Below are 21,061 nucleotides of genomic sequence, written 5' to 3'. Positions count from 1 at the left end.
TGAAGCCGAACTCGGTAGCGGTCGCCGGTTTAAATACCAGTACCCCAGTTACCCCGTATACACAGCACTTCCGGATCGGCGGATTTGATCCACGTTCTCCAGCTTCTCCATCCTGATCGGCAGCTCATCCGTCCGCCCCTCCTTATCGCGGCCCAAGAACAACGTCGTGTGCGGGAAGGGGATCTCGATGCCCTTTTCGTCCATCACCTGCTTGACCAGTTCGGTGTAGGCGCGCCCGACGCCCCATTGCTTGCCGGGGGCGGTCTTGATGCGGGCGCGGATGAGGACGGCGCTGTCGCCCAGGCCGGTGACGCCGTGCATTTCCAGCGGCTCGAGGATGTCGGGCTTGTGCTCGGTCTGCATCAGCCGGTCGAAGGCCTCCTGCATGGCGGCCTTGCCGTCGGCAACGTTCTCCTTGTAGGCGATGCCGACTTCCTCGACATGGAAGGAGAAGGTGCGCATGTAGTTCGACACGGCGTCGACCGAGCTGAACGGGATGATGTGGTAGACGCCCGAGAGATCGCGCAGCGACACGGATCTCAGCGTCAGCCGCTCGACGACGCCGGTGATGCCGCCGGCGCCGACGACGTCGCCGACATTCATGGCGTTCTCGAGCTGGATGAAGACGCCCGAGATGATGTCCTGGACGAGTTTTTGCGCGCCGAAACCGATGGCCAGGCCGAGCACGCCGGCGCCTGCGAGCAGCGGGCCGATATCGAGCCCGAGCTCGGACAGCGCGATCATGCCGCCGAAGACGACCAGCGCCACGGTGAGCGCGTTCTTGGCGAGCGAATAGAGCGTGCGGTAGCGGGCATTGGCCAGCGCCGAGCCGTGGGCGCCGTCCATCCGGTCATCGATCCAGGAGGTTGCGGCGGCCCAGACGACGAAGCTGACGATCAGCACCACGAGGCTGCTGACCAGCCCCGCGATGATGGCGCTGCCGCGCTCGCCGTCGATCCAGGAGCCGACATCGAGGATCGCCCAGGCGTCGAGCACCACGGCGAGGATGGCGACGCTGACCAGGAACCACACGAGCCGCAGCAGGACCGGCACGAAGGAGGTCAGCCGCGCCGACAGCGCCTTGTCGTCAAGCGGCAGGAAGGAGGGCGCGCGGATGCGCAGGGTGGACAGGTAGCCGCAGCCGCGCAGCACCAACCCGCCGACAATGATCGCGACAGCGGTCTTGAGCGTGGCGCCGCCGACGAAATCGACAAACAGGGCGGGGCGGGACAGGGCGATGACATAGCTCACGCCGACATAGACATAGGCGATCAGCGGCCAGATCTGCATGAAGGCCGACTGCACAGGTTCGGGCAGCGCTTCGTCGACGGCGGCGTCGCCTTCTTCCTTCGGTTCTTCCTCGCGCAGCTCGGCGGTGGCCTGCTGCAGGCTGGAAATGGCCCGGATGGCCTTCACCGCATAGATCGCGGCGATTGTGTAGACCACGACCCTCAGGCTCCGCCCGACGGTGAACGAAATCAGCGAATTGGCCGCAGGCACCAGGAAGGCGATGCCGAAGATCAGGATGCCGGACAGCCGGATGCCGCGGCGGCGCATCATCTGCCGCACGGGCGGCGCCAGCCTGAGGACCGCATAGTCGCCATTCACGATCCCGGTGACGACGCGGATGATGATCGCGGTGACGCCCAGGACCAGGAAGGCGTTGAGATAGAGCGTCTGGTAGATCGAGACGCCTGACGTGCCGAACAGCATGGCGGCGAAGGCGCTGGTGGAGAAATAGGCGAGCGCCAGCGCGAGGAGTTCTGCCAGGAAATAGAGGCCAACCAGCGCCATGGCGGCGAAAGCGCCGCGATCGCGCAGGCGCCTGGACACATTGCCAATGCCGCTGCGCAGCACTCGCTTGGCGATAAAATACACCCCGAGCGAGATCGCCACGGTGGCCAGAAGCGGCGCCAGCATGGCGGCGAGATTGCCCCAGTCGAGATTGGACCGGCCGTTGAACAGCGTGGTCAGGCCGGAAATGTCGGTCACGAACTTGCGGCCGATGGCCAATGTCTCGTTGATCGTGGTGCGCGTGAGCGCGGCCAGTTGGGCGGCCAAAGTGGTGGGGGCGGCTTCGGCCTCGGCATCCGCCCCGGCGGGCTCGCCCTCGGGCGTGCTTTGCTCGAGCGACTGGATCAGCTTTTCACGCGCCGCATAATCCTTGAGGACGTCAAGCAGGGGCTGGATCACCGTGTCGGTGGTCTCGGTCGTTTCAGTTGCAGCGGGGGCCAGCGCCGATTGCGCCCATGCGGGGCCGGTCAAGGGCGTGGCGGCAAGCAGGAGGGTGAAGAACAGGAGGAGGGCGCTGTTCAGCAGCGGTCGGCAGGCGGGGGGCATGAAACTTCCAATTCTGATGCACTCAGTCGGGCCGCGCTGTCCGCTTTGGCCGAATATGATCTGGGCTACAATAGACCGACATCCTCCAGATGGAATTTCGGTTTCGGTAATATTGCGCGATTTTGCCTGAAATCCAATCCCTCGCTCGAAAGTATGTGGCGCAATCGTAAGTCCGAGGGTGTTTCCTGCCACAGATGCTCGGAAGGGTCTGCGTTTTGGCTGAATGATCACGTGACAAATCACGGCGTGGCTGGCGCTACATAAATCGGCGATGTTGAATCGGCGGTTTGTATTCATGGCGAGCGAGCCCTTGCCTTCAGACCAGCAATCGTTGTCAGCATCTGTGTCCATAGATCGCGAGGCTCTGTTGCAAACTCTTCGCTAACCGGCGACCGATAATCACCTCTCGATGTTTTGGGAGATGACCATGTTCAAAGGCCGCCATTTCGACCAGTCAATCATCTTGCTCTGCGTTCGCTGGTATCTGGCCTACGGCTTGAGCCTTCGCGACTTGAAGGAAATGATGTCAGAGCGAGGCATCAGTGTGGATCATTCGACGATCCATCGCTGGGTTGTGCACTTCTCGCCTTTGATTTTGGACCGCTTCAACCGCAGAAAACGGGCTGTGACTGGCAAATGGCATGCAGACGAGACCTACATCAAGGTCCGGGGTCGATGGATGTATCTTTATCAGCTATTGGCCTTATGCGGCCTGTTTTGGCAATGCCATTTTCATGGCGAATTCGGTGGGCGTGATGTTGCCCAACGATGAATGCGGCCTTTCTCGGTTATAATCCTCCTTCCATTCGGTGATTTGTCTGCGTGCCTGCCGTCCTTTCCGCTCAGTGGCTGTAAACACCATTACCTTGGCACATTGCGATGCCGTCTGGGGAGGGCGGCAACCACCCCATCTGATTCAAAATGGGGCGTATGATTTCACGGTCTTGCGAGATGCCTCGTCAGCCGCCGGATATGGGCGATAAGGACCCATGCCTCGGCGCTCGCAATGGTTCTCTCCCAATCCTTGGCCAGTCGACGGCAGCGTCCGAGCCACGCGAAGGTCCGCTCCACAACCCATCTTCGCGGGATCACTTCGAAGCCTTGGGCGGTGTCGGAACGTTTCACGATCTGGATAACCCAGCGGCCAATGCCGATTAGCGCTCCTCGCAATTTTGGTTCCGCAAAGCTGAAAAGCGCGTAAGCGCCTATCCGCCCAAAAAACGCAAAATTTGAGTAAAATATTGGTCAGAGCGGGCTTTGGCTTCTTTATTATTTAGTGTCGCAAAGTGCATAATCGCCAATCAAATCAACGGCATGGAATCACAAACGATTCATATCATTCAACTTCTTTGCGGACCGACACTCGGAGCCCGGATGCTATCACTACGCCACACAGGTTGAGGCAGAACCCAATTAGGGGCTACGCAACAGCAGTCTTCTTGTCCAACGAACTTATATTTCTGCGGCGAGTGGCCGGTTTCGCGGGCGGTAGGGCGCGCGGCTCTGCCCCCGATACCGCCCGCGATCTGCCGTCCCGATCAGCCGGTAATCTTTGCGGTCATCTCCACCAGGCGCTTGGCCTGATGGGCCACTGCCGCCTTGCCGACATCGTCAAAGCCATTGGCGTTGGTCGAGAAACCGTAAGGATTACCGCCGGCATCATAGATCGACTGATCAGTAAAGCCCGGAGCGACAATGATGGTGCCCCAATGCATCGCAGTGGTGTACAGGCTGAGTATGGTCGCTTCCTGACCACCATGCGGATTCTGGGCGCTCGTCGTGGCCGTGAAGGTCTTGTTGGCCAGCTTGCCGGCACCCCACAGCCCACCCAGCGTATCAATGAAGGCCCGAAGCTGACTGGCCACTACACCGAAACGGGTCGGTGCAGAGAAGAAATAACCGTCGGCCCATTCCATGTCGTCGGCCGTCGCCTCGGGGATATCGCCCATCTTGTCCAGTTGCGCTTTCCAGGCGTCCTGAGTCGCGACAACCTCTTTCGGGGCCGTCTCGGGAACCCGGCGAAGGCGGACATCCGCACCTGCATCCCGGGCGGCCTCTGCCGCCGCCAAGGCGACGGCATGGTTAGTTCCGTAGGTCGAGTAGAAGATAATTGCGATCTTGGGCTGTGCCATTGTCTTTTCCTTTTCAGTTGGTTGGTATTGCGTATCGTGCGGCATCCTCACGCTTGCTTTAGGAAGGTGCCGTTGTTCAGCTCAAAGATTGCCTGCCGTAGTTCTTCCTGGGTGTTCATCACGATGGGGCCATGCCAGGCGACGGGTTCCTGAATCGGTCTGCCGGTCATCAGCAGGAAACGGATGCCTTCGTCGCCTGCCTGAACCGTGATCTCGTCGCCAGACCCGAACCGGACCAGCGTGCGGTTTCCGCTCATGTCTTGGATGTTCAGCTCGGTCCCGCGATATTCCTTTTCGACCTTGATCCCTACAGGGTCGCTGGCATCGCGGAACGTGCCGGAACCAGCAAAGACATAGGCCAGCGCATTGGCCCGTGTGTCTGCCGCAAGCACCTTGCGTCGGCCGGCGGGGACCGCGACATCGAGCAACATAGAGGTGATACCGACCTGCCTCGGCCTCGAACCCGCCCTCGCCGCTTGGGCCGGGGCGGCCGTCGCGCGTAATCCAGTTGCGGAAACGTGCATCCTCGCGCTCGAATTTCCCGCTGCTCTTGCCGGTGTCGTACCAGCGGTCTTCCCATTTGCCGTCAATGAGCAGGCCCATTGTCATTTCCTCCGATGCATTCTGTTGCTTAGCATGTGGGTAAAACGGCGGCTGAGACAAGTTGACCTCTGCGCAATTGACTGACGCGCTCTGTGCAATAATACGTTTTTTATTCGCCACAACAAGCTCCAGATCATCGCAACTGTTGCGAAAACTAACGCAAATATTGCAAAATCACCCGGCAATCCCGGCGCGGCAATCTCCGCGGGTCGGGGCACAGCTTTACCGCGCAGATCGCAGCCTTATCCTCACGGCACGCATGGCAACGGGCAAAATTGGCACGACGTTACCCAAAATCGCTGCGCCTGCCGGGCGCATATTTCCGTCCCTCATCTTTATCGTGACTGGATGGGTCGGATTAGCTGTTACGAAGGCACCGCCGGTTACATCGAAACCATCAACATGCCTTGAGCTTTTATGCTACGGCCCATATCGCATCGCGAAGTCGGCGGCGGCACGGGCTACGCGACCACCTGGCCGGTCATGTCAGGGAAGGCACGAACCTGTTCCTCGATGAACCCCGTGAAGGCTCCGACTTTCGCGGGGAGCATCTCGTATGGGGGATAGAACGCCGACAGCCAGATCTCGGGTGGCGTCCAGTCCTTCAAAATCCGGCGGAGCGTGCCTGCGGCCAATTCATCACGGACAAGGAAATTCGGCAGCATCGAAACGCCCCCGTTGCCGAAGGCAGACGCGACGATCAATTCGCCGCTGTTGCTTTCGAACCCATGACGGACGGTTGCCGAGCGGACCTCACCGGACGCGTAATGCGTCAGTTTCCAGCTCTGTCCGCCGGGGAAATGGCTATAGCCAAGAATGGTGTGTCCGCTCAGGTCTTCGGGTTGCTCAAGCGGCGGAGCGGTCTCAAGGTAACCGGGGCTGGCGACGATCGAGCGGCGGATGGGCATGATCTTGCGCCTGATGGTCGAGACATCTTCCGGCGGTCCCGAGATACGCAATGCCATGTCGAACCCCTCCTCGATGATATCGATGAAACGGTCGGTCAGGTGAATCTTGAGCAGAACCTCGGGATAGCTCTCGCGGAACCCGGCGAGCACCCGCGGAAGGAATCTCTGCCCGAAGGAGACAGGTGCCGACAGGCGTAGCTCGCCCGATAGCGTGGCGTGTTGCTGATTGATCAATTCATCCGCCCGGTCCAGGTCGGCCAGAAGCGTTTACATCCTCTCCAGATAGAGCCGCCCGGCCACGGTGGTTGAGACCTTGCGCGTTGTCCGCACCAGCAGTTGCGCGCCAAGCTCGTCCTCCAACTGGTTGACATACCGCGTGGCAATAGAACGCGTGACGCCAAGCTCGCGCGCGGCCGCCGCAAAACCATTCAGCTCGGCGACCTTCACAAAGACCCTGATACGTTCAATGCGCCCGGTCAAAATTTAGCCCCACATCCCTGCCTCACGATCGGGCACATTCATTTTCACCGCGTTGCTGGCAACCTCTGTACTGTTGCCCTGCAAAAGCGATAGCGCATCGCGCGGTTGACGGGTTGGCAGCATACCGTCGACCACCGTGCACACCTCGCCCTTACGGATAGTAGACGCCACCGAGCGCCCTTCGCGGTTTGGTGTTCGTCTCGGGGAGCGGGATGAAATCAGCTTCATCGCCCGGCACTGTGTCGAAACGCCCGCGCCGCCATTCCTCCTGGGCCTGCTCGATCCGTTCCTTGAGCGACGAGACGAAGTTCCACCAGATCCAGCGCGGTCCCTCCATCGGCTCGCCGCCGAAAAGCATGACGCGGGCGCCACTCTTGGCGCGCACGAGGATCTGGTCCCCCGGCCTTAGCACCAGAAGTTGGGCCGGCGCAAAGGACTGTCCCGCCACTTCGATCTCGCCCGAGATGGTATAGAGGGCACGTTCGGTCACGGAGGGCTCGACGGCAAAGCGCGCACCGGGGGCGAGTTGGACATCGGCGTAAAGCGTCTCCGATGCCGTCGCGAGCGGCGATCTTGCCCCGAAGGCAGCGCCGGCGATCAGCCGCGCCTTCACTCCGCCCTCTTCGATTATCGGCAGGGCCTCTGCGCCGTGATGGACGAACTCCGGATCGCCTTCCTCCTGCGCCTCGGGCAGCGCCACCCAGGTTTGAAGGCCAAAGAGGCGCTGGCCCTGTCGGCGCCGCTCCTCATCGGTGCGCTCGGAATGGACGATGCCGCGCCCCGCCTTCATCCAGTTGACCGCGCCCGGCTCGATCTCGCGATCAGTGCCAAGGCTGTCGCGGTGCCGAATGCGGCCCTCGAACAGATAGGTGACCGTCGCCAGATTGATATGCGGATGCGGGCGCACGTCGATTCCCTGATCGGTCAGGAATTCCGCCGGTCCCATCTGGTCGAAGAAGATGAAGGGGCCGACCATCTGCCGCTTGGTCGATGGGAGGGCGCGGCGCACCTCCAGCCCGCCAAGATCGACGGCGCGGGGAATGATCAGCGTCTCGATCGCATCGACTGTTTCGGGATCACCCAGCGTGGGATCGGGGCAGGGGCTCCAGCTCATGATTGCGTCTCCAGTTCAGCGTTTCAGCACATCGTGCCAGTCAGGATGGCGCGTAAACTGCGCTTTGGCGAAGGGGCAGAGCGGGACGATGGAACGGCCCTCGGCCCGCGCATCCTCGACCGCGCGCCGCACCAGCGCCTGCCCGACCGACCGGTCGCGCATCGCATCGGGAACCTCCGTGTGGTCAATGATTATCATGCTTTCACCCGCGCGCGAATATGTTATCTCTGCTTCGTCCTCGCCTAACCGGAAGACATAGCGGTCCTTGTTCGGCTGCTCCTCGCGTTCAATGTGCTGCACCTGCGGAGCCGGTCTGGACATGATTTTCCTTTCTGCTGTAAGTAGTTTGGCATGTCCGGCGGAGGTTCGCACCCGCCCGCCTAACACGGGTTTCCACTACGCGACAGCGTCAAGCAAACGCCGGACATGCGCCGGGCCGGTCGGCCGGATGCCCGTCGGGTTCAGCGCCTTGATCGAGTAATAGCCCCGCGTGATGTGACCCATGTTCACCGTTCCCGCGACGCCCGGCAGCCGCAACACACGTTCCATATGCGCCGAAAGATGCGGGTAGTCCGCGATCTGCCTGTGGTTGGTCTTGAACAGTCCGTGATAGGCCGCGTCGAACCGGATGAGCGTCACGAAAGCACGGATATCGGTTTCCGTCAGGCTGTCGCCGAACAGATACGGGCGGCCGTCACCGAGGCGCGTCTCCAGTTGGTCCAGCATCGCGAACACCCCCGAGACGGCCTCGTCATAGGCCTCCTGGCTGGAGGCGAACCCGGCCTTGTAGACCCCGTTGTTGAGATTTTCGTAGACCTGCCTGTTCAGCACATCGATCTCGTCGGACAAATCGGCAGGATAGAGGCGGATTTCTGACGGGGCGATCCCTTCGAACGCCGTATCGAACATCCGCATGATATCGGCGCTTTCGTTGTTCACCATGACGCCGCGCTTCATATCCCACAGCACCGGCACCGTGGCGCGGCCCGAGACATGCGGATCGGCGCGGGTGTAGATCTCGTGCATGTATCTCGACCCGTAAAGCGGATCCTCATCCGCCCCCGGATAGTCGCCAAATTGCCAGCCCTGATCGGTCAGCGTCGGGTTGACTACCGTGACGGGGATCAGATCCGCAAGCCCCTTGAGGCGGCGCGCGATCAGGGTGCGCGAGGCCCAGGGGCAGATCAGCGCGACATAGAGCCGGTACCGCCCGGCCTCGGCCTCGAAACCACCCTCGCCCGTAGGCCCAGGACGCCCGTCGGTTGTGATCCAGTTCCGGAACTCCGAAACCTGGCGCACGAAACGCCCCTGTTCATCGGCCTTCTGGACAGGCTGCCAGTTCTCGACCCATTTTCCATTCACAAGCATGTCTTGTCTCCTTTATTACTATCAGGTTCACAAAGGACCTTACTGCGCCAGCGCGAAGGCGGTGCCCCAGGGATCGGAAAAGCGATCGCCGCCAAGGGGCTGCGTGATCGCCTGATGCGCTGTCGGATCGACGCCGAGGGTGATTTCGCTCAGCCCCGCCTCGGACGGATCCCGCGTCCCGGCACTGCGGCTGTTCCACATGTTGCCGGCCAGCTGGTGGTGATAACCGCCGCTGCCGTAGAAACTCGCGCCCGGATAGGTCGCCGCGATGTCGAAGCCGAGGGCGTCGCGGTAGAAGCGATCCGCCTCTTTCGTGTCGCCGATCTGTAAATGAACGTGGCCGATGATGCCGCCCTTCGGGAATTCGGCCCATGTCCGGCCTTGCGCCGCGCGCATCAGGCCCTCAAGGTCCAGCGGGTCAGTCGCCATACGGATATAACCCGCGCGATCGCGCCACTGGCTTGGCGGACGGTCGACATAGACCTCGATGCCATTGCCTTCGGGATCGGCTAGATAGATCGCTTCGCTGACGATGTGATCCGATGCGCCCTGCAGCCGCACGCCCGTTTCGGTCACATGGCCAAGCCAGCGGGCAAGTTCGCCGCGCGATGGCAACAGAAAGGCGGTGTGAAACAGCCCCGCCTGCCTGGGATCGCGCGGGCGTAACGACGGGTCGCCGTCAAGATGCAGCAGCGGCGTCTCTTCGGTGCCCAGTGTCACGCTGCTTCTGACCTCTGCCAGCGGCACCAGCCCCAGAACGTCACGGTAGAAGGACGAAACGGCATCGAGATCCCGCACCCTGAGCCGAACGGTATTGATGCGGATCGGCGCGGTATTCATGTCGAAATTTTCGGTTGGATTGGTCATCGTGAAACTCCTGTGCGGAAGCGTGCGGGGCTGATTGCCCCGCACCATGAGGACGGATCGGATCAGGTCCGGCTGCGCTTGAGCGCATAGGCGCCGTCGCCCAGCAGGGCCTGCACGACCAGTGTGATCGTCCAAAACGCCGGATACTCCCAGCCGCCGCCTTCATTCGAGAAGAAGAAGCCGACCGCGCCATGCGGCGCGTAGATCGAGCCGAGCAGAACCGGCACCAACGCGAGCGACACCCAGCGGGTCCAGACGCCGAGGATCAGCGCCACGCCGCCGGCGAGCTCGGCGGCCATCACGAGATAGGCAAGCGCACCCGGAAAGCCGAGGCTTTCGAAGAAGGCGGCCGTTCCAGCCGGCGTGAATATCGCCAGTTTCAGCCAGCCATGGGCGATGAACAGTATTCCCAGAGAGACGCGCAGGATTGTGGCTGCCAGATCGGCATTTGCCACACCGGGAATCACCGGTGGTTGAGGCGGGCTATGATGGTTTGCGTTGGGCATTGTCTTTTTCCTTTGTTCGGGAGGTTGGGTCAGGCGGAAAACTGCCAGCGCGGCGCGATCTCTGTGCCTTTTCCGAGCACATAGCCGAACTGGATATTCAGGAAACCGAGCGGCTCGAGCTGACGGGCGGTGGACAAGGGGCCCGCGTCAACCGGCTCAAACCCGGCCTCTGCGGCCAGCGTTTTGACGGTGTCGCGCGCCGTCTTGTCGTCGGCGGCGACAAAGGTCTGCAACGGTTGACCGGCCAGCTTGAGATCCCCGGCATAGTGCTGGGCGAAGATCGTGTTGAAAGCCTTCACGACGGATGCCCCCGGAACGAGCGCGGCGATCGCCTCGGCGGCCGACGTGGTGGTGCCGAGTTGCAGGGCCGAGAAATCCTCGGTGGCGGGGTTGGACACATCGATGACGATCTTGCCGGTGAAGTCTGCCTGATTGGCGATTTCGGCAGCTGCCCCATAGGGTATCGCGAGGATGACGATATCGGCCTCCTTCACGGCGTTTGCCACATCGTCGGCGCGACCATAGGCCCCGACCTCATGTTTTGTTTTGCTCAGGACATTTGCCAGACCAGATCCGACATTGCCGTTGCCGATGATTGCGATTTTCATGACTTGCTCCTTTCAGTGCGCGCTTTCACGCGCTGTTTGATCTGCCAGGAAGATGAACCTTGCCATCAATCAATGAAATGGCGGATATATGGAATGACTATCCACGAGTTGTACTAAGTGATTTGCCATGGACATTGTCGATGAACTCCGGGCCTTCGTGGCCACCGCGCAGACTGGCTCCTTCACTGCGGCCGCCCGTCAACTCGGCGTGTCGAACCGGCTGACCTCCAAATATGTGGCCGAGCTCGAGCATCGGCTTGGCGTCCGATTGCTTCAGCGGACCACAAGAAAGGTGGGGCTGACGCCGGCGGGTGAGGACCTGATTGCGCGGGCGCCCGCGCTGCTCGATGATCTCGATGACCTGCTCGGCAGCGTTGCCGAAGGATCGCGCGACATGACCGGCGTCATTCGCATCTCGGCCCCTGTGACTTTCGGCGAGTTCTACGTCACGGCGATGCTGGCCCGGTTTGCCCGACAGAACCCGGATCTTACGCTCGATTTGCGGCTCGATGACCGCTATGTCGATCTGGCCAGCGACGGCATCGACCTGGCTTTTCGCATTGGCCGGTCCGAGATGCTGTCGCTCAAGACGCTCAGGCTTGGCACCTTCAGCAGCCTTCTGGTGGCCAGCCCGGACTATATCCGAGCACACGGCAAACCCGGCTCGCCCGAAGAACTCGCCAACCATACCTGTGTTGTGGACACCAACCGGCGGGTTCCGCACAGATGGGTGCTCGAAAGAAACGGGACCGAGACAGTTGTTCAGATCCGGGGGCGTTTTCAGGTCAACTCGGCGCGCGCTGCCATGGATCTGGCCGTCGGCGGCATGGGCATCGCCAACATTCCGCGGTTCGCCTTGTGCAACACCCTCGAGACCGGGACGCTGGTCCCCTTGCTGGAGGAATTCGGAGGCGACCGCGGTCCCGTCAGCGCGGTCTATCTAGAGGGTCGGGCCCTGCCACGCAAGATCCGCGCACTGATCGACTTCGCAGCCGAGGATATTCGGTCTTCCGCGCTCCTCTAGCAGGCTGCTGAATAACGCGTTGCGTTGCCGCACTATTGGATCTGCGGTTTGATTTTTTGATGGTCTTGCCTGCTTTCTGGCTGCATCGTTGCAATACTGAGCTTTTTTCGGTCATTTTCGGCCTATCTTGCTGCATTCGGGCAGGGAGCGGGAAAAAGGTGGGGGTAAGAACCTTCAGGTAATCGAGTCCTTTTCTGGAAAGGGCACTCGGTGATGGGACAATTGAGGATGAAGGTCTGGGTTGAGGTTATCGGCACTGACGGCGTTCTGCAGCGTCGAGAAATTGCAACCGTCGACCGCAGTGTCGACGGAGTGGGTCTCGACGCGCTCGGCCTGTCCCTTGAGGAAGGCAAGGTGATACAGTGCCGTCTGCAGGAGGAACTCACGCAGTTTCAGGCGGATCAAGCCAGTAGGCAGGATAGGAAATGTCACGACTGTGGCCGCCTTCACGGGGTTCATGACTATCGATCTCGTACGGTCCATTCGCTCTTTGGTATTTGTCGCCTGCGCGTGCCTCGGTTCCGCAGCTGTACCTGCGGAAAGCCGGCAAAGGCGTACACCGGAAACATCGAGATCTTGTTGAAGGGCAGAGCGACGCCGGAATTGGAGCGCGTACAAGCTGAGCTCGGTTCGCGCCTGTCGTTTCGTGAAGCAGCTCGTGTACTCGACCTTTTTGTACCGACCGCGCGGCCACACAATCATCGAACCGTCGTCAACCGGCTCGCCAAGGTGGCCGATCAGATCGAAAAGTGGGATGCCGCGAGTCCCTATCGCATGAGCCGGGCCGGCGGATCCCCCATTTCCGTCTTCATTGATGGCGCCTATATCCGTGCAGTTCCCGGATATCAGAGCCGGCATTTCGAAATCGCCATGGGACGCGTTGTTTCACCGGGGCGGCTACCGCGTCAGTTCGCGGCTGCACCGCATGTGGCTACCGGCAAGCACGATGCGGTTCGTGCCGCGATGCGGGCGCAAGGATGGCTGCCTGGCCGCGACGTCACTGTTTTCAGCGACGGAGACGTCGGGCTGCAAAGCATCGTGCTCAGTGCAACAAGGGAGCCCGTGACGCATATTCTTGACTGGTTCCATCTGTCGATGCGACTCCGGCACATCGAACAGACGTGACAAGGCCTCAGGCATATCGGCGATCTGAACATCTACCTTCGAGATGTTGCGGTTGATGTGCCGAGGCTTCGCCATCTGCTTTGGAGCGGCTACGTCAGGGAGGCGACGAGAGCCGTGAGGAATATGCTCTACCCGTTGGAGCAGCACACCACGCTTCGTGACGCTAACCAAAAGCTCAAGCGATTGTCCGTATTGATCAGCAACCTCCAATCCTACCTGGTCCAGAACACAACGTCGATTGTCGACTACTGCCATCGATATTGGTCGGGTCAGCCGATATCGAGTTCTCCGGCCGAAAGCGCCGCCAATAGCCTCGTAAGCGCTCGGATGAACAAGAAGCGGCAGATGCGTTGGTCTCCTGCCGGTGCCCATCGGGTATTACAGGTTCGGGCAGCGGTTGCCGATGGTTGGCTCAAGCAAGCCAAGTTTGCCCTTGCGGCTTGAATCCCACCCTTTTTCCCGCTCCCAGGTCGTCATTCCACCACGCTCGAACGCGGTTGAAAGGCCCAACGCCCAAGCGTCCTGCCAGAGAGACGACCACATCGCATCCGCGCAGATAGATGGCCGGCTGAAATGGTAGGCATCTACCGGCTATGGCAAGCGAGCGCTGGTCGAAACCGCGATGGGCAAATACAAGGGTATCATCGGGCCGCGTTTGCGTGCTCGCTCATTCCTCGCTCAACAGACAGAACCTGCGATCGGCGTCGCCATTCTTAACCGAATGCTTGCCTGCCGACGTCCGAAATCCGTTCGTTACCGAGCCTTGGCGGGAGCAACCAAATAAGCGGACCCATCAAAGATCGAGCTCCGCTCATTAGCTGATCCGTGATGGGGTGGACGCCCCTCGGCGGCATCGATGTGCCATAGTGGGTAGTGTTTAAACGGCCACGAGAAGAGGAGGCGTCCACAATGGAAGTTAGCATAATTGGTCTTGATCTTGCGAAGACAATTTTTCAGGTTCACGGTGCTGATGCATCTGGCGCAGTTGTTTTGCGCAAACAGCTTCGGCGGAACAAACTCCTTGAGTTTTTCGCCAGGCAATCGCCATGTCTTGTCGCTATGGAAGCGTGTGGCGGCGCGCATTACTGGGCACGTGAGATCAGCAAACTGGGCCACAATGTCCGCCTGATTGCGCCACAATACGTGAAGCCCTTTGTTAAACGGCAAAAGAATGATGCTGCAGACGCGGAAGCTATTTGTGAAGCGGTACAGCGTCCGACCATGCGTTTCGTTGCAGTCAAGAGTGAGGAACAGCAAGCGAGTGCTGCCGTGTTTCGTGCCCGGGATTTACTGGTCCGCCAACGCACCCAGATAATCAATGCGCTGCGGGGCCAGCTTGCCGAATATGGCTGGACCGTTGCGCAGGGGACTTCGCATGTCGCAAGGCTTGTCGCGGTTGTCGATGATCCAACAAGCGGGCTGCCGCAAGCCGCCCGTGCCGTATTCGCAATCATGGTCGAGACATTGAAAGCGCTTGATGAACGTATCCGACAGCTCGATGCTGAAATTGCACGTCGTGCCAAAGAGGATGAAGCAGCACGTAGGCTTATGAGCGTTCCCGGCATTGGACCCATTACAGCGATCGCGCTGAGGGCTCTTGCTCCTGATCCTGCCACCTTCACCAAGGGGCGTGATTTTGCCGCGTGGGTTGGGCTGACGCCATTACAAAAATCGACCGGCGGTAAACAGAGGCTGGGAGCCACGTCGAAGATGGGGGAGCGAACCTTGCGGCGCTTGCTCATTATCGGAGCGAGTACCGTGGTGATGCATGCGGCGCGTAAGGGCGCCCCAAAGGGATCGTGGCTGGCGCGCATGATTGCGTGCAAACCACGTATGCTGGTTGTCGTTGCCCTTGCCAATAAGATGGCCCGGATTGTCTGGGCATTGATGGCAACGGGTGAAATTTACAAAGCTCCGGCGGTGATGCAGTAGTCGTTCACCGTCAGAGCCGTCGTAAGGGTGTAGGACAGACAAAGGAAGATATGGCGTAACAGTTGATGAGACGGGATCAGAAGAACCAGTTTGGTGCATCGTGTTCAAGCACGCATCCCTGATTTGGATCTGGTCCACGAACTCCCATATTGGCCCTGGCATCTCAAAAGCCAACAAAGAGGCCGGACAGATGACAGTGCTCAACTACACTCCATAAAATCAAAATTTGTCTTGCATTCTATGGGGCGTCCACAGATGCACCAACGCCATTTGGATCGGCTCTACGCTGTGGTTAAGGCTGAGCGCGGAAGCCTCCACGTCGTCTTCGCCAACGCTGGGGCCTGAGAGCGGCGGTGCAAAATTAGGGCTCTGTTGCAAATTTTTGATAGGGTCGAGAAAGAGCGTTTTGGATTCCGCCCTCAAAATGCCGCGGCCAGAGCGTGGAATTGCTCAGCTAGCGATGGATTCGGGTTGTAGGAATATCTGCCTTGTCGCTTGCGCATCATTTGAACCATCTCGATACCTGCAAGCGTTATTGTCGCGCTTGAAAATGCCTTGAAGCCGAGCATCGGCCTGACACGTCGCTTGATCCGACGGTGATCTTGCTCGATCCGATTATTCAGGTACTGGCTTTGTCGGATGCGGATTGGTTTTGTGTGAAGGCGGCGCTTTTCCTGCAGTCGGCTGATCATATCGCAGGAAGCGATGGCTTCCCTGTTGGTCTGGCTGCCGTCAATCACTATGCGCTGCGGACGACCATGCCGTTCAATAGCTTTTGTGAAGAACCGCTTGGCTGCAGCCAGGTCCCGATGCTGGCTAAACCAGAAATCAACGGTGTCACCCACGCTGTCGATGGCCCGATAAAGATACATCCATCGACCCCGGACCTTGATGTAGGTCTCGTCTGCATGCCATTTGCCAGTCACAGCCCGTTTTCTGCGGTTGAAGCGGTCCAAAATCAAAGGCGAGAAGTGCACAACCCAGCGATGGATCGTCGAATGATCCACACTGATGCCTCGCTCTGACATCATTTCCTTCAAGTCGCGAAGGCTCAAGCCGTAGGCCAGATACCAGCGAACGCAGAGCAAGATGATTGACTGGTCGAAATGGCGGCCTTTGAACATGGTCATCTCCCAAAACATCGAGAGGTGATTATCGGTCGCCGGTTAGCGAAGAGTTTGCAACAGAGCCATTCAGACAGCCTACTAAGATGTATCCGACAATGACGACAGGATACAGAAATGTCGCTTAGCAGTTAACCGCAAGAATGCGTCGGTTTGGTTCTGGTTGACCATTTGATCATGAGAATCTGGGCTGCTGGATTCTCAAATTAACTGCATTTGCAGGGACCTCGGCCATCGGGCTTGTGCTATTATGCGCTCGGCGGTTTCGATGAATCGGAACTTGTTGTCGCCCATCATGTGACGACGTAGCATTCGGAGCATTTCAGGTCCGGCGCGCTCGACAATGGCTATCCCGGCCAGCAATGCCGGCCGCATGTGAAGCCGAAGGATCGGACTTGCGGGTGTGGGCAGGTTCTCCTGTTCCGCGGCAATGATGCCATCGAGATTGGGAATAATGGCGCCGAGCACCCTGAAGCGCCAAAGATCCTTTGCGCGGGGAACAGGTCTTGGAATGCGTCGCATCAGGAGAAGCCGAGCGATTTCGGCAGGCGATGCCCAAGTTGCGATACCACGTTCGGCCTCGTTGTCGAGCAGTTGTTCGCCCAGAATAGCCGTGTCGCGGTATTGCCAGAAAGGGGAGGGGAGCTCGCGCCCGTCGGCTTCCCGGAACAGATCTCCGCAGATAGGACAAGTGAGGCGCCAGCCAACCAGCTGACTTCTCAAGGTTGGCCCCGGTTCCGTGCGATGGGCGTTGCAATTCGGGCAGGATTGCTGTGGCCTGACGGCGATCAACCGGCGTGATGACTGCGCGACATTGGTGAAAGTCATTCGACGCACGACAGCCGGCTCGGTGGCGAACACCTTGGCCAGCCGGATTGTCTGATCGTCACCCAAATGGAGATCGGCGGCTCGCAGCGAGCGAGCCTCCGGCAGGCAATGCCGCAGCATGACGAGCGGCGGGACAGCGTAGAAGGCGGCGTGTCGGCCTATCCAGGAGGATAGAAGTTCGCCAGCGACTGGCAGTAGATTTACTGGCAGCTTCTGTCGTGCCACCTCTTGCATCATGCGAATGCCGCCTCGGCATCAAACTCCGGTTCCCAGTTCTCAACGGCCTCGTTCATGATCTGCTCGTTACCGTTTCTGATGGCGTCGACTGCGAGGCTGTTGATCATATGGAAGATGTTGGCGGTGATACCCTCGGTGATCTGAAGAATCCGTCGCAGCGATTTCGCGGTCAGCACAGAGGGTTTTCGCAGTGGTGTATTTCGCAGGATTGATACCACCAGGGTTTCGAACTGTTCGTTGGCCGCCCACCGGCTCAAGGTAAACTGCTCGAAACGGCGTGCGAGCTGGACATCGCCGCTAATCGCCTCGCGCGCTTCGTTGACGCCGAAGCAAACCAGTGAGATCTGCAGGCGATTGCTGATGAACCGCAGCGTGTTCAGAACGATGCGCTGTTCGCGGTAAGATCCAGCGAGAATATTATGCACCTCATCGATGACCAACACCTGCACGCCGATGGCTTCCATGATGCGCAATGCCGCCTGCTCCATCTGGGCTATGTCGGCGCGCGGCCGCTGAGGCGCACCAAGAAGCGTAAGCAGTTCGGCGTAGAACCGGCGTTCGCCCGGGCGACTGGTCATCTCTATGGCAAGGACGGGTGTCTTCAGCGTTCCCGTTACCGGATTGAAGCTTGGCGGATGCTCGTCGCGAAACCGCTTCATGATCATGGTCTTGCCCATGCCGCTGTCGCCGTAGATTGCGACCGATGGCATGCGCGTCCCTCGCGGATGATCGAGCAATGTACTCAACCGGTTGAGCGCCTGTTTGGCGCGTGGATAAAGCACCCAGCGACGAGATCGTATCGCGCGAATGCGTCGCTCGTCTGTTTCGGCAAGCAGCGCCGCAGCGCCGGCGGTCAGGTGGGAGACTTCATCGTTCATCTTCACTCCAGCTCAATCTGTGTCCTCAACAAAGGGTACAGGTTTGCTGGAGTCGACGCCGCGAAGCGAGCCCCATTCGCGATCTTCCACTCTTGGCTTGCGGCTGGCTGCCTTGCCCTGTCGCACCGTAGTCGTCATCCGCTTCGCGTCTTCCACCAATTGGCGCCGAGCTATGGCGGTCCGAACGATTGTTCCCATATCGATTTCGCGCTTTCCCTTCGCCAACAGCCATTCTCGCGACGACTTGGCTTCAGCGAGCGTGATCGAAGGCAAGGTGATGTCTGCATATCGGGCTTCCACGAAGTTGCCCGACAGACGCCGGACGAATATGCGCGACAGATCTCGCGGGTCGTATTTGATCAACAGCCGCCGCTTGCCGGTCCTTCCGACATCCGCGGCCAAGGCGGCGGACCAGTATCGCAGTCCGAAGATGTGGATGCCGTTTGGCCGCAGCGTCCGTTCGTCTTCAGGCAGGAAGGTGAGCCAGAAATGCATTCGGTCCTGTGGAAGCCGTAGCGGGATTGTACCTTCGTGCTCGCGCCATACAGCGATCGGCGGTCGTTTGAGGCTGCTGTGGATCGATTGATGATAGTCGCCGACAATATCGAGAGCGATGTAGCGCTCGAGTTCGCGCAACGTGAATGCCGAATGTCGACGAGAATTGTACTCTCCCAATTCGTCAGGATTGCTGAATGTCGTGCCGGGAAGCAAGTGAAGCTTGCCCATTTGTGTGCCTATCAGGCGCTCAATGTGGCCGCCATAGCGAGGTACGCCGGGAGGCCGCCAGTCAATCTCGATACCAGCATCCTCGCAGCCGCGCTGAAATGCACGGCTGCGAAAGTCGCGGCCATTATCCACGTGGAGCCGATCCGGCAGGCCTGCGACGGGCCATGGGTCCGTTATCTCGCGCTCGCGAAGCCACGCAGTCTTGTCAAAGACCGAATGCAGCAAGCACAAGCTTGTCGATAGCCGAGATGGCGCTGCCATGGTGAGATAGAAGCCGGTGATCATTCTGCTGTGGACATCCATAGCCAGTGTCAGCCACGGGCGCCCGAGCGGTCGACGATCCTCTTCATCAACGACGAAGATATCCGCCTTGGTATGGTCGATCTGGACAACCTGCAGCGGCCTCGAAACTTCGAACTTGCCCGGAACGGCAATGGTTGATTTCTCAATCTTCAGTTCTCCACGCGACTTGGCGCGCTTGGCAAGATCCATGTCTTCAATTCGTGCGGCGATCGTTCTGCGATGAGGTGGCGCCAAGCCTGCAGCGCGACAACTCGCGTTCACTTCACGCACCAGGGCTGATACGGATGGGCGGTTTTTCTTCAGATAGAAGCGCTTGATCTCGGCCCGGATGATTTCTTCGCGCGCTTCGTCGAGAACCCTGTGTCCGACGGGCCGGCCGGCCTTCCGCCCGACGAGGGATAAAACGGTCCCGCCTGCTCGGAACAGCTTCAGCAGACGGTAGGCCGATGATTGGCTTAGCCGAAGTTCGTCGGCAAGTTCTCGTATCTGACCTGTCGTTGTGGGACCAGGCATTCGACGCAAAAACTCACGGATCAAATCCGCCTTTCGGCAAGCCTCATCCCAATCAGTGTCATCGATTTCTTCGGCAAACGGCTCGGACACATCGCGACTCCCGACGCAAAAACATGAGAACGATCATTCTCACATTAAGCGCCAAGATCAAGTCGCAATTATCATGATTAACTGCTAAATATCAAATTAACTGCCCGCGCAACGCCCTGATATCATTGCATTCCAATTCTTTCGGTTTAATGGAAAGTCACATCGGTGCTTTCAGCCAGATTCCGTTCCAGACACGGCCGTTCTACACCGGAAATCCGTGGTTCCTGGCCCCTTCGGTTGCCGTCTACCGTTTGCGGGACCGGCTCGGGATCTGAGCCGGATAGCCGCTAGTCCCGCTTGCGGCTGACGACGGCCTCGGCCTCGATCTCCACGCGAAAATCGCCGATCAGGTTCCCTACGAGAAATGTGGTGTTGGCCGGCGGATTGGTGGTGAAGCGAAGCCCGTGGGCGCGGGCTGCGGCCTCGATATCCTCCTCGCCGCGAAGATACATGCGGGTGCGCAGAATGTCCTTCGGATCCCCGCCGAGCGCGCGCACTGATGCCGCGATCTTGTCGAGGATATATGTTGTCTGGGCGCCGGCGTCATCAAGGGCAACCGTGCGGTCGACGCCGTGGGTTGCAGTGGTGCCGGAAACCACGATCCTGTCTCCGTCGCGCAGTGCCCGGCAATAGCCGGCGATCGGTTCCCAAAGGGATCCGGAGAAGACACGTGCCCGGTCGGGGTTGTCCGGGTCGGTGACGGCCTGCATGGCGCTCGGCATCTCCGACAAGTGATGGCTCAGATCGCCCGATGCGGTGAGGAAGGGTGGCTGGCGGTACTCGTCGCCGCAGTCGCCCGGGATCATCCGGGTCGCGGCGAAAGCCTGGTCGAGACGATCATGGTCGTCAGCATCGAGTTCGAACTGGAACAGCCGCAGATTGTCGGCGCGGTGCTGGTTTTCGCCGAGCCGCGCGCCGACAATGACGCCTGCGACATGGGCGTGCTCGAGAACCCAGCGGGTGGCGACGTTGGAGATCGAGACGCCATGCTTGCGGGCAATTTCATCGGCCGCCCTGAGAATGCCCTGGTAGCCGTTCCAGCCTCCGGCAGCCTGGATGAACCTGAGATACTTGGATCCACTCCAGTCCTTGACCGCCTCGGGTTCGGGCTTGCCGATCCAGCGTTCGGAGAGGAAGCCACCGCAAAGGGTACCGTAGGCAAGCAGGTGGACACCATGCTTCCTACAGATCTCCGCCAGGTGCCCCGCGGCGCGGCGATCGATCAGCGAAAACGACACCTGGTTGGAAACCAGCGGAATGCCTTCGGCCAATGCGAGGTCGAGATGGGCGGCATCGAAATTGGTGACGCCGATTTCGCCGATCAGGCCTTCCTGCCTGAGCCGCTTCATCTCGTG

At 59.8% G+C, this 21,061-nt stretch carries 18 protein-coding genes and 7 pseudogenes; 6 read left to right on the top strand and 19 right to left on the bottom strand.

Features of this window, described 5'->3' with window-relative positions; translation table 11 throughout:
- Positions 1 to 48: 48 nt before the first annotated feature.
- Positions 49 to 2,340 carry a mechanosensitive ion channel domain-containing protein gene (locus ACK6D9_RS03500; protein WP_412050646.1) on the bottom strand — a complete coding sequence of 764 codons (2,292 nt, stop codon included), beginning with the start codon at positions 2,338 to 2,340 and terminating at the stop codon, positions 49 to 51.
- Between the two features lie 427 nt (positions 2,341 to 2,767).
- Here ACK6D9_RS03500 and ACK6D9_RS03495 point away from each other — a divergent pair.
- Positions 2,768 to 3,040 (top strand): annotated as a pseudogene (locus ACK6D9_RS03495) (IS6 family transposase); the annotation flags it as partial.
- Positions 3,041 to 3,067: 27 nt separating this feature from the next.
- Here ACK6D9_RS03495 and ACK6D9_RS03490 read toward each other — a convergent pair.
- The 13 genes and pseudogenes from ACK6D9_RS03490 to ACK6D9_RS03430 form a co-directional block, all read right to left on the bottom strand.
- Positions 3,068 to 3,166 (bottom strand): annotated as a pseudogene (locus ACK6D9_RS03490) (integrase core domain-containing protein); the annotation flags it as partial.
- A 110-nt stretch (positions 3,167 to 3,276) separates the two neighbouring features.
- Positions 3,277 to 3,525: pseudogene (locus tag ACK6D9_RS03485) on the bottom strand (transposase); the annotation flags it as partial.
- A 353-nt stretch (positions 3,526 to 3,878) separates the two neighbouring features.
- Complete coding sequence (wrbA, locus tag ACK6D9_RS03480) at positions 3,879 to 4,472, bottom strand: NAD(P)H:quinone oxidoreductase (RefSeq protein WP_412050645.1); 594 nt, start codon at positions 4,470 to 4,472, stop codon at positions 3,879 to 3,881.
- Positions 4,473 to 4,519: 47 nt separating this feature from the next.
- Positions 4,520 to 4,900: pseudogene (locus tag ACK6D9_RS03475) on the bottom strand (pirin-like C-terminal cupin domain-containing protein); the annotation flags it as partial.
- Positions 4,896 to 5,075 (bottom strand): annotated as a pseudogene (locus ACK6D9_RS03470) (glutathione S-transferase family protein); the annotation flags it as partial. The pseudogenes ACK6D9_RS03475 and ACK6D9_RS03470, both read right to left, overlap by 5 nt.
- Before the next feature lie 461 nt (positions 5,076 to 5,536).
- Positions 5,537 to 6,217: a substrate binding domain-containing protein gene (locus ACK6D9_RS03465; protein WP_412050644.1), complete on the bottom strand. Its 681-nt coding sequence runs from the start codon at positions 6,215 to 6,217 to the stop codon at positions 5,537 to 5,539.
- A 33-nt stretch (positions 6,218 to 6,250) separates the two neighbouring features.
- A complete protein-coding gene (locus tag ACK6D9_RS03460) occupies positions 6,251 to 6,463 on the bottom strand; it encodes a LysR family transcriptional regulator (protein WP_412050643.1) in 213 nt (70 codons plus the stop codon).
- A 151-nt stretch (positions 6,464 to 6,614) separates the two neighbouring features.
- Positions 6,615 to 7,577, bottom strand: a complete 963-nt coding sequence (locus ACK6D9_RS03455; protein ID WP_412050642.1) for a pirin family protein — start codon at positions 7,575 to 7,577, stop codon at positions 6,615 to 6,617.
- Positions 7,578 to 7,592: 15 nt separating this feature from the next.
- Positions 7,593 to 7,898: a GNAT family N-acetyltransferase gene (locus tag ACK6D9_RS03450; protein ID WP_412050641.1), complete on the bottom strand. Its 306-nt coding sequence runs from the start codon at positions 7,896 to 7,898 to the stop codon at positions 7,593 to 7,595.
- Positions 7,899 to 7,973: 75 nt separating this feature from the next.
- Positions 7,974 to 8,945: a glutathione S-transferase family protein gene (locus ACK6D9_RS03445; protein WP_412050640.1), complete on the bottom strand. Its 972-nt coding sequence runs from the start codon at positions 8,943 to 8,945 to the stop codon at positions 7,974 to 7,976.
- Positions 8,946 to 8,984: 39 nt separating this feature from the next.
- On the bottom strand, positions 8,985 to 9,812 hold the full coding sequence (locus tag ACK6D9_RS03440; protein WP_412050639.1) for a VOC family protein: 828 nt from the start codon (positions 9,810 to 9,812) through the stop codon (positions 8,985 to 8,987).
- 62 nt (positions 9,813 to 9,874) lie between these two features.
- Positions 9,875 to 10,318: a DoxX family protein gene (locus ACK6D9_RS03435; protein ID WP_412050638.1), complete on the bottom strand. Its 444-nt coding sequence runs from the start codon at positions 10,316 to 10,318 to the stop codon at positions 9,875 to 9,877.
- A 29-nt stretch (positions 10,319 to 10,347) separates the two neighbouring features.
- The gene (locus tag ACK6D9_RS03430; protein WP_412050637.1) at positions 10,348 to 10,926 is read right to left on the bottom strand and encodes an NADPH-dependent F420 reductase; all 579 of its coding nucleotides are present in this window, start codon (positions 10,924 to 10,926) and stop codon (positions 10,348 to 10,350) included.
- 127 nt (positions 10,927 to 11,053) lie between these two features.
- Here ACK6D9_RS03430 and ACK6D9_RS03425 point away from each other — a divergent pair, with 127 nt between their 5' ends.
- The 4 genes and pseudogenes from ACK6D9_RS03425 (at position 11,054) to ACK6D9_RS03410 (ending at position 15,007) form a co-directional block, all read left to right on the top strand.
- Entirely contained in the window at positions 11,054 to 11,950 is an 897-nt protein-coding gene (locus ACK6D9_RS03425; RefSeq protein ID WP_412050636.1) for a LysR family transcriptional regulator, read from the top strand.
- 213 nt (positions 11,951 to 12,163) lie between these two features.
- Positions 12,164 to 13,519 (top strand): annotated as a pseudogene (locus ACK6D9_RS03420) (ISKra4 family transposase).
- Between the two features lie 25 nt (positions 13,520 to 13,544).
- A pseudogene (locus ACK6D9_RS03415) lies at positions 13,545 to 13,859 on the top strand (IS5/IS1182 family transposase); the annotation flags it as partial.
- Between the two features lie 125 nt (positions 13,860 to 13,984).
- Positions 13,985 to 15,007: an IS110 family transposase gene (locus ACK6D9_RS03410; protein WP_412050635.1), complete on the top strand. Its 1,023-nt coding sequence runs from the start codon at positions 13,985 to 13,987 to the stop codon at positions 15,005 to 15,007.
- Between the two features lie 419 nt (positions 15,008 to 15,426).
- On the opposite strand, the gene ACK6D9_RS03405 is transcribed toward ACK6D9_RS03410, so the two are convergent.
- The 4 genes from ACK6D9_RS03405 to ACK6D9_RS03390 all read right to left on the bottom strand — a co-directional run bounded on the left by ACK6D9_RS03405 (position 15,427) and on the right by ACK6D9_RS03390 (position 19,706).
- Positions 15,427 to 16,131, bottom strand: coding sequence for an IS6 family transposase (locus ACK6D9_RS03405; RefSeq protein WP_412050634.1), 705 nt, complete (start codon positions 16,129 to 16,131; stop codon positions 15,427 to 15,429).
- A 201-nt stretch (positions 16,132 to 16,332) separates the two neighbouring features.
- Complete coding sequence (locus tag ACK6D9_RS03400) at positions 16,333 to 17,196, bottom strand: TniQ family protein (RefSeq protein WP_412050633.1); 864 nt, start codon at positions 17,194 to 17,196, stop codon at positions 16,333 to 16,335.
- Entirely contained in the window at positions 17,193 to 18,074 is an 882-nt protein-coding gene (locus ACK6D9_RS03395; RefSeq protein WP_412050632.1) for a TniB family NTP-binding protein, read from the bottom strand. Before ACK6D9_RS03395 ends, ACK6D9_RS03400 begins: the two co-directional genes overlap by 4 nt.
- A gap of 12 nt (positions 18,075 to 18,086) precedes the next feature.
- Positions 18,087 to 19,706 carry a Mu transposase C-terminal domain-containing protein gene (locus ACK6D9_RS03390; protein ID WP_412050631.1) on the bottom strand — a complete coding sequence of 540 codons (1,620 nt, stop codon included), beginning with the start codon at positions 19,704 to 19,706 and terminating at the stop codon, positions 18,087 to 18,089.
- Between the two features lie 149 nt (positions 19,707 to 19,855).
- On the opposite strand from ACK6D9_RS03390, the gene ACK6D9_RS03385 reads away from it, so the two are divergent.
- Positions 19,856 to 19,981 carry a hypothetical protein gene (locus ACK6D9_RS03385; RefSeq protein WP_412050630.1) on the top strand — a complete coding sequence of 42 codons (126 nt, stop codon included), beginning with the start codon at positions 19,856 to 19,858 and terminating at the stop codon, positions 19,979 to 19,981.
- 12 nt (positions 19,982 to 19,993) lie between these two features.
- Here the strand turns inward: ACK6D9_RS03385 and ACK6D9_RS03380 are convergent, their stop codons facing one another.
- Complete coding sequence (locus ACK6D9_RS03380) at positions 19,994 to 21,055, bottom strand: aldo/keto reductase (RefSeq protein ID WP_412050629.1); 1,062 nt, start codon at positions 21,053 to 21,055, stop codon at positions 19,994 to 19,996.
- Between the last annotated feature and the right edge of the window lie 6 nt (positions 21,056 to 21,061).

Origin of the sequence: Hoeflea sp. Naph1 (assembly GCF_046837775.1) — a bacterium.
In the GTDB taxonomy this organism is placed as follows: Bacteria; Pseudomonadota; Alphaproteobacteria; order Rhizobiales; family Rhizobiaceae; genus Hoeflea.
This window is presented reverse-complemented; position numbering and strand designations above follow the sequence as displayed.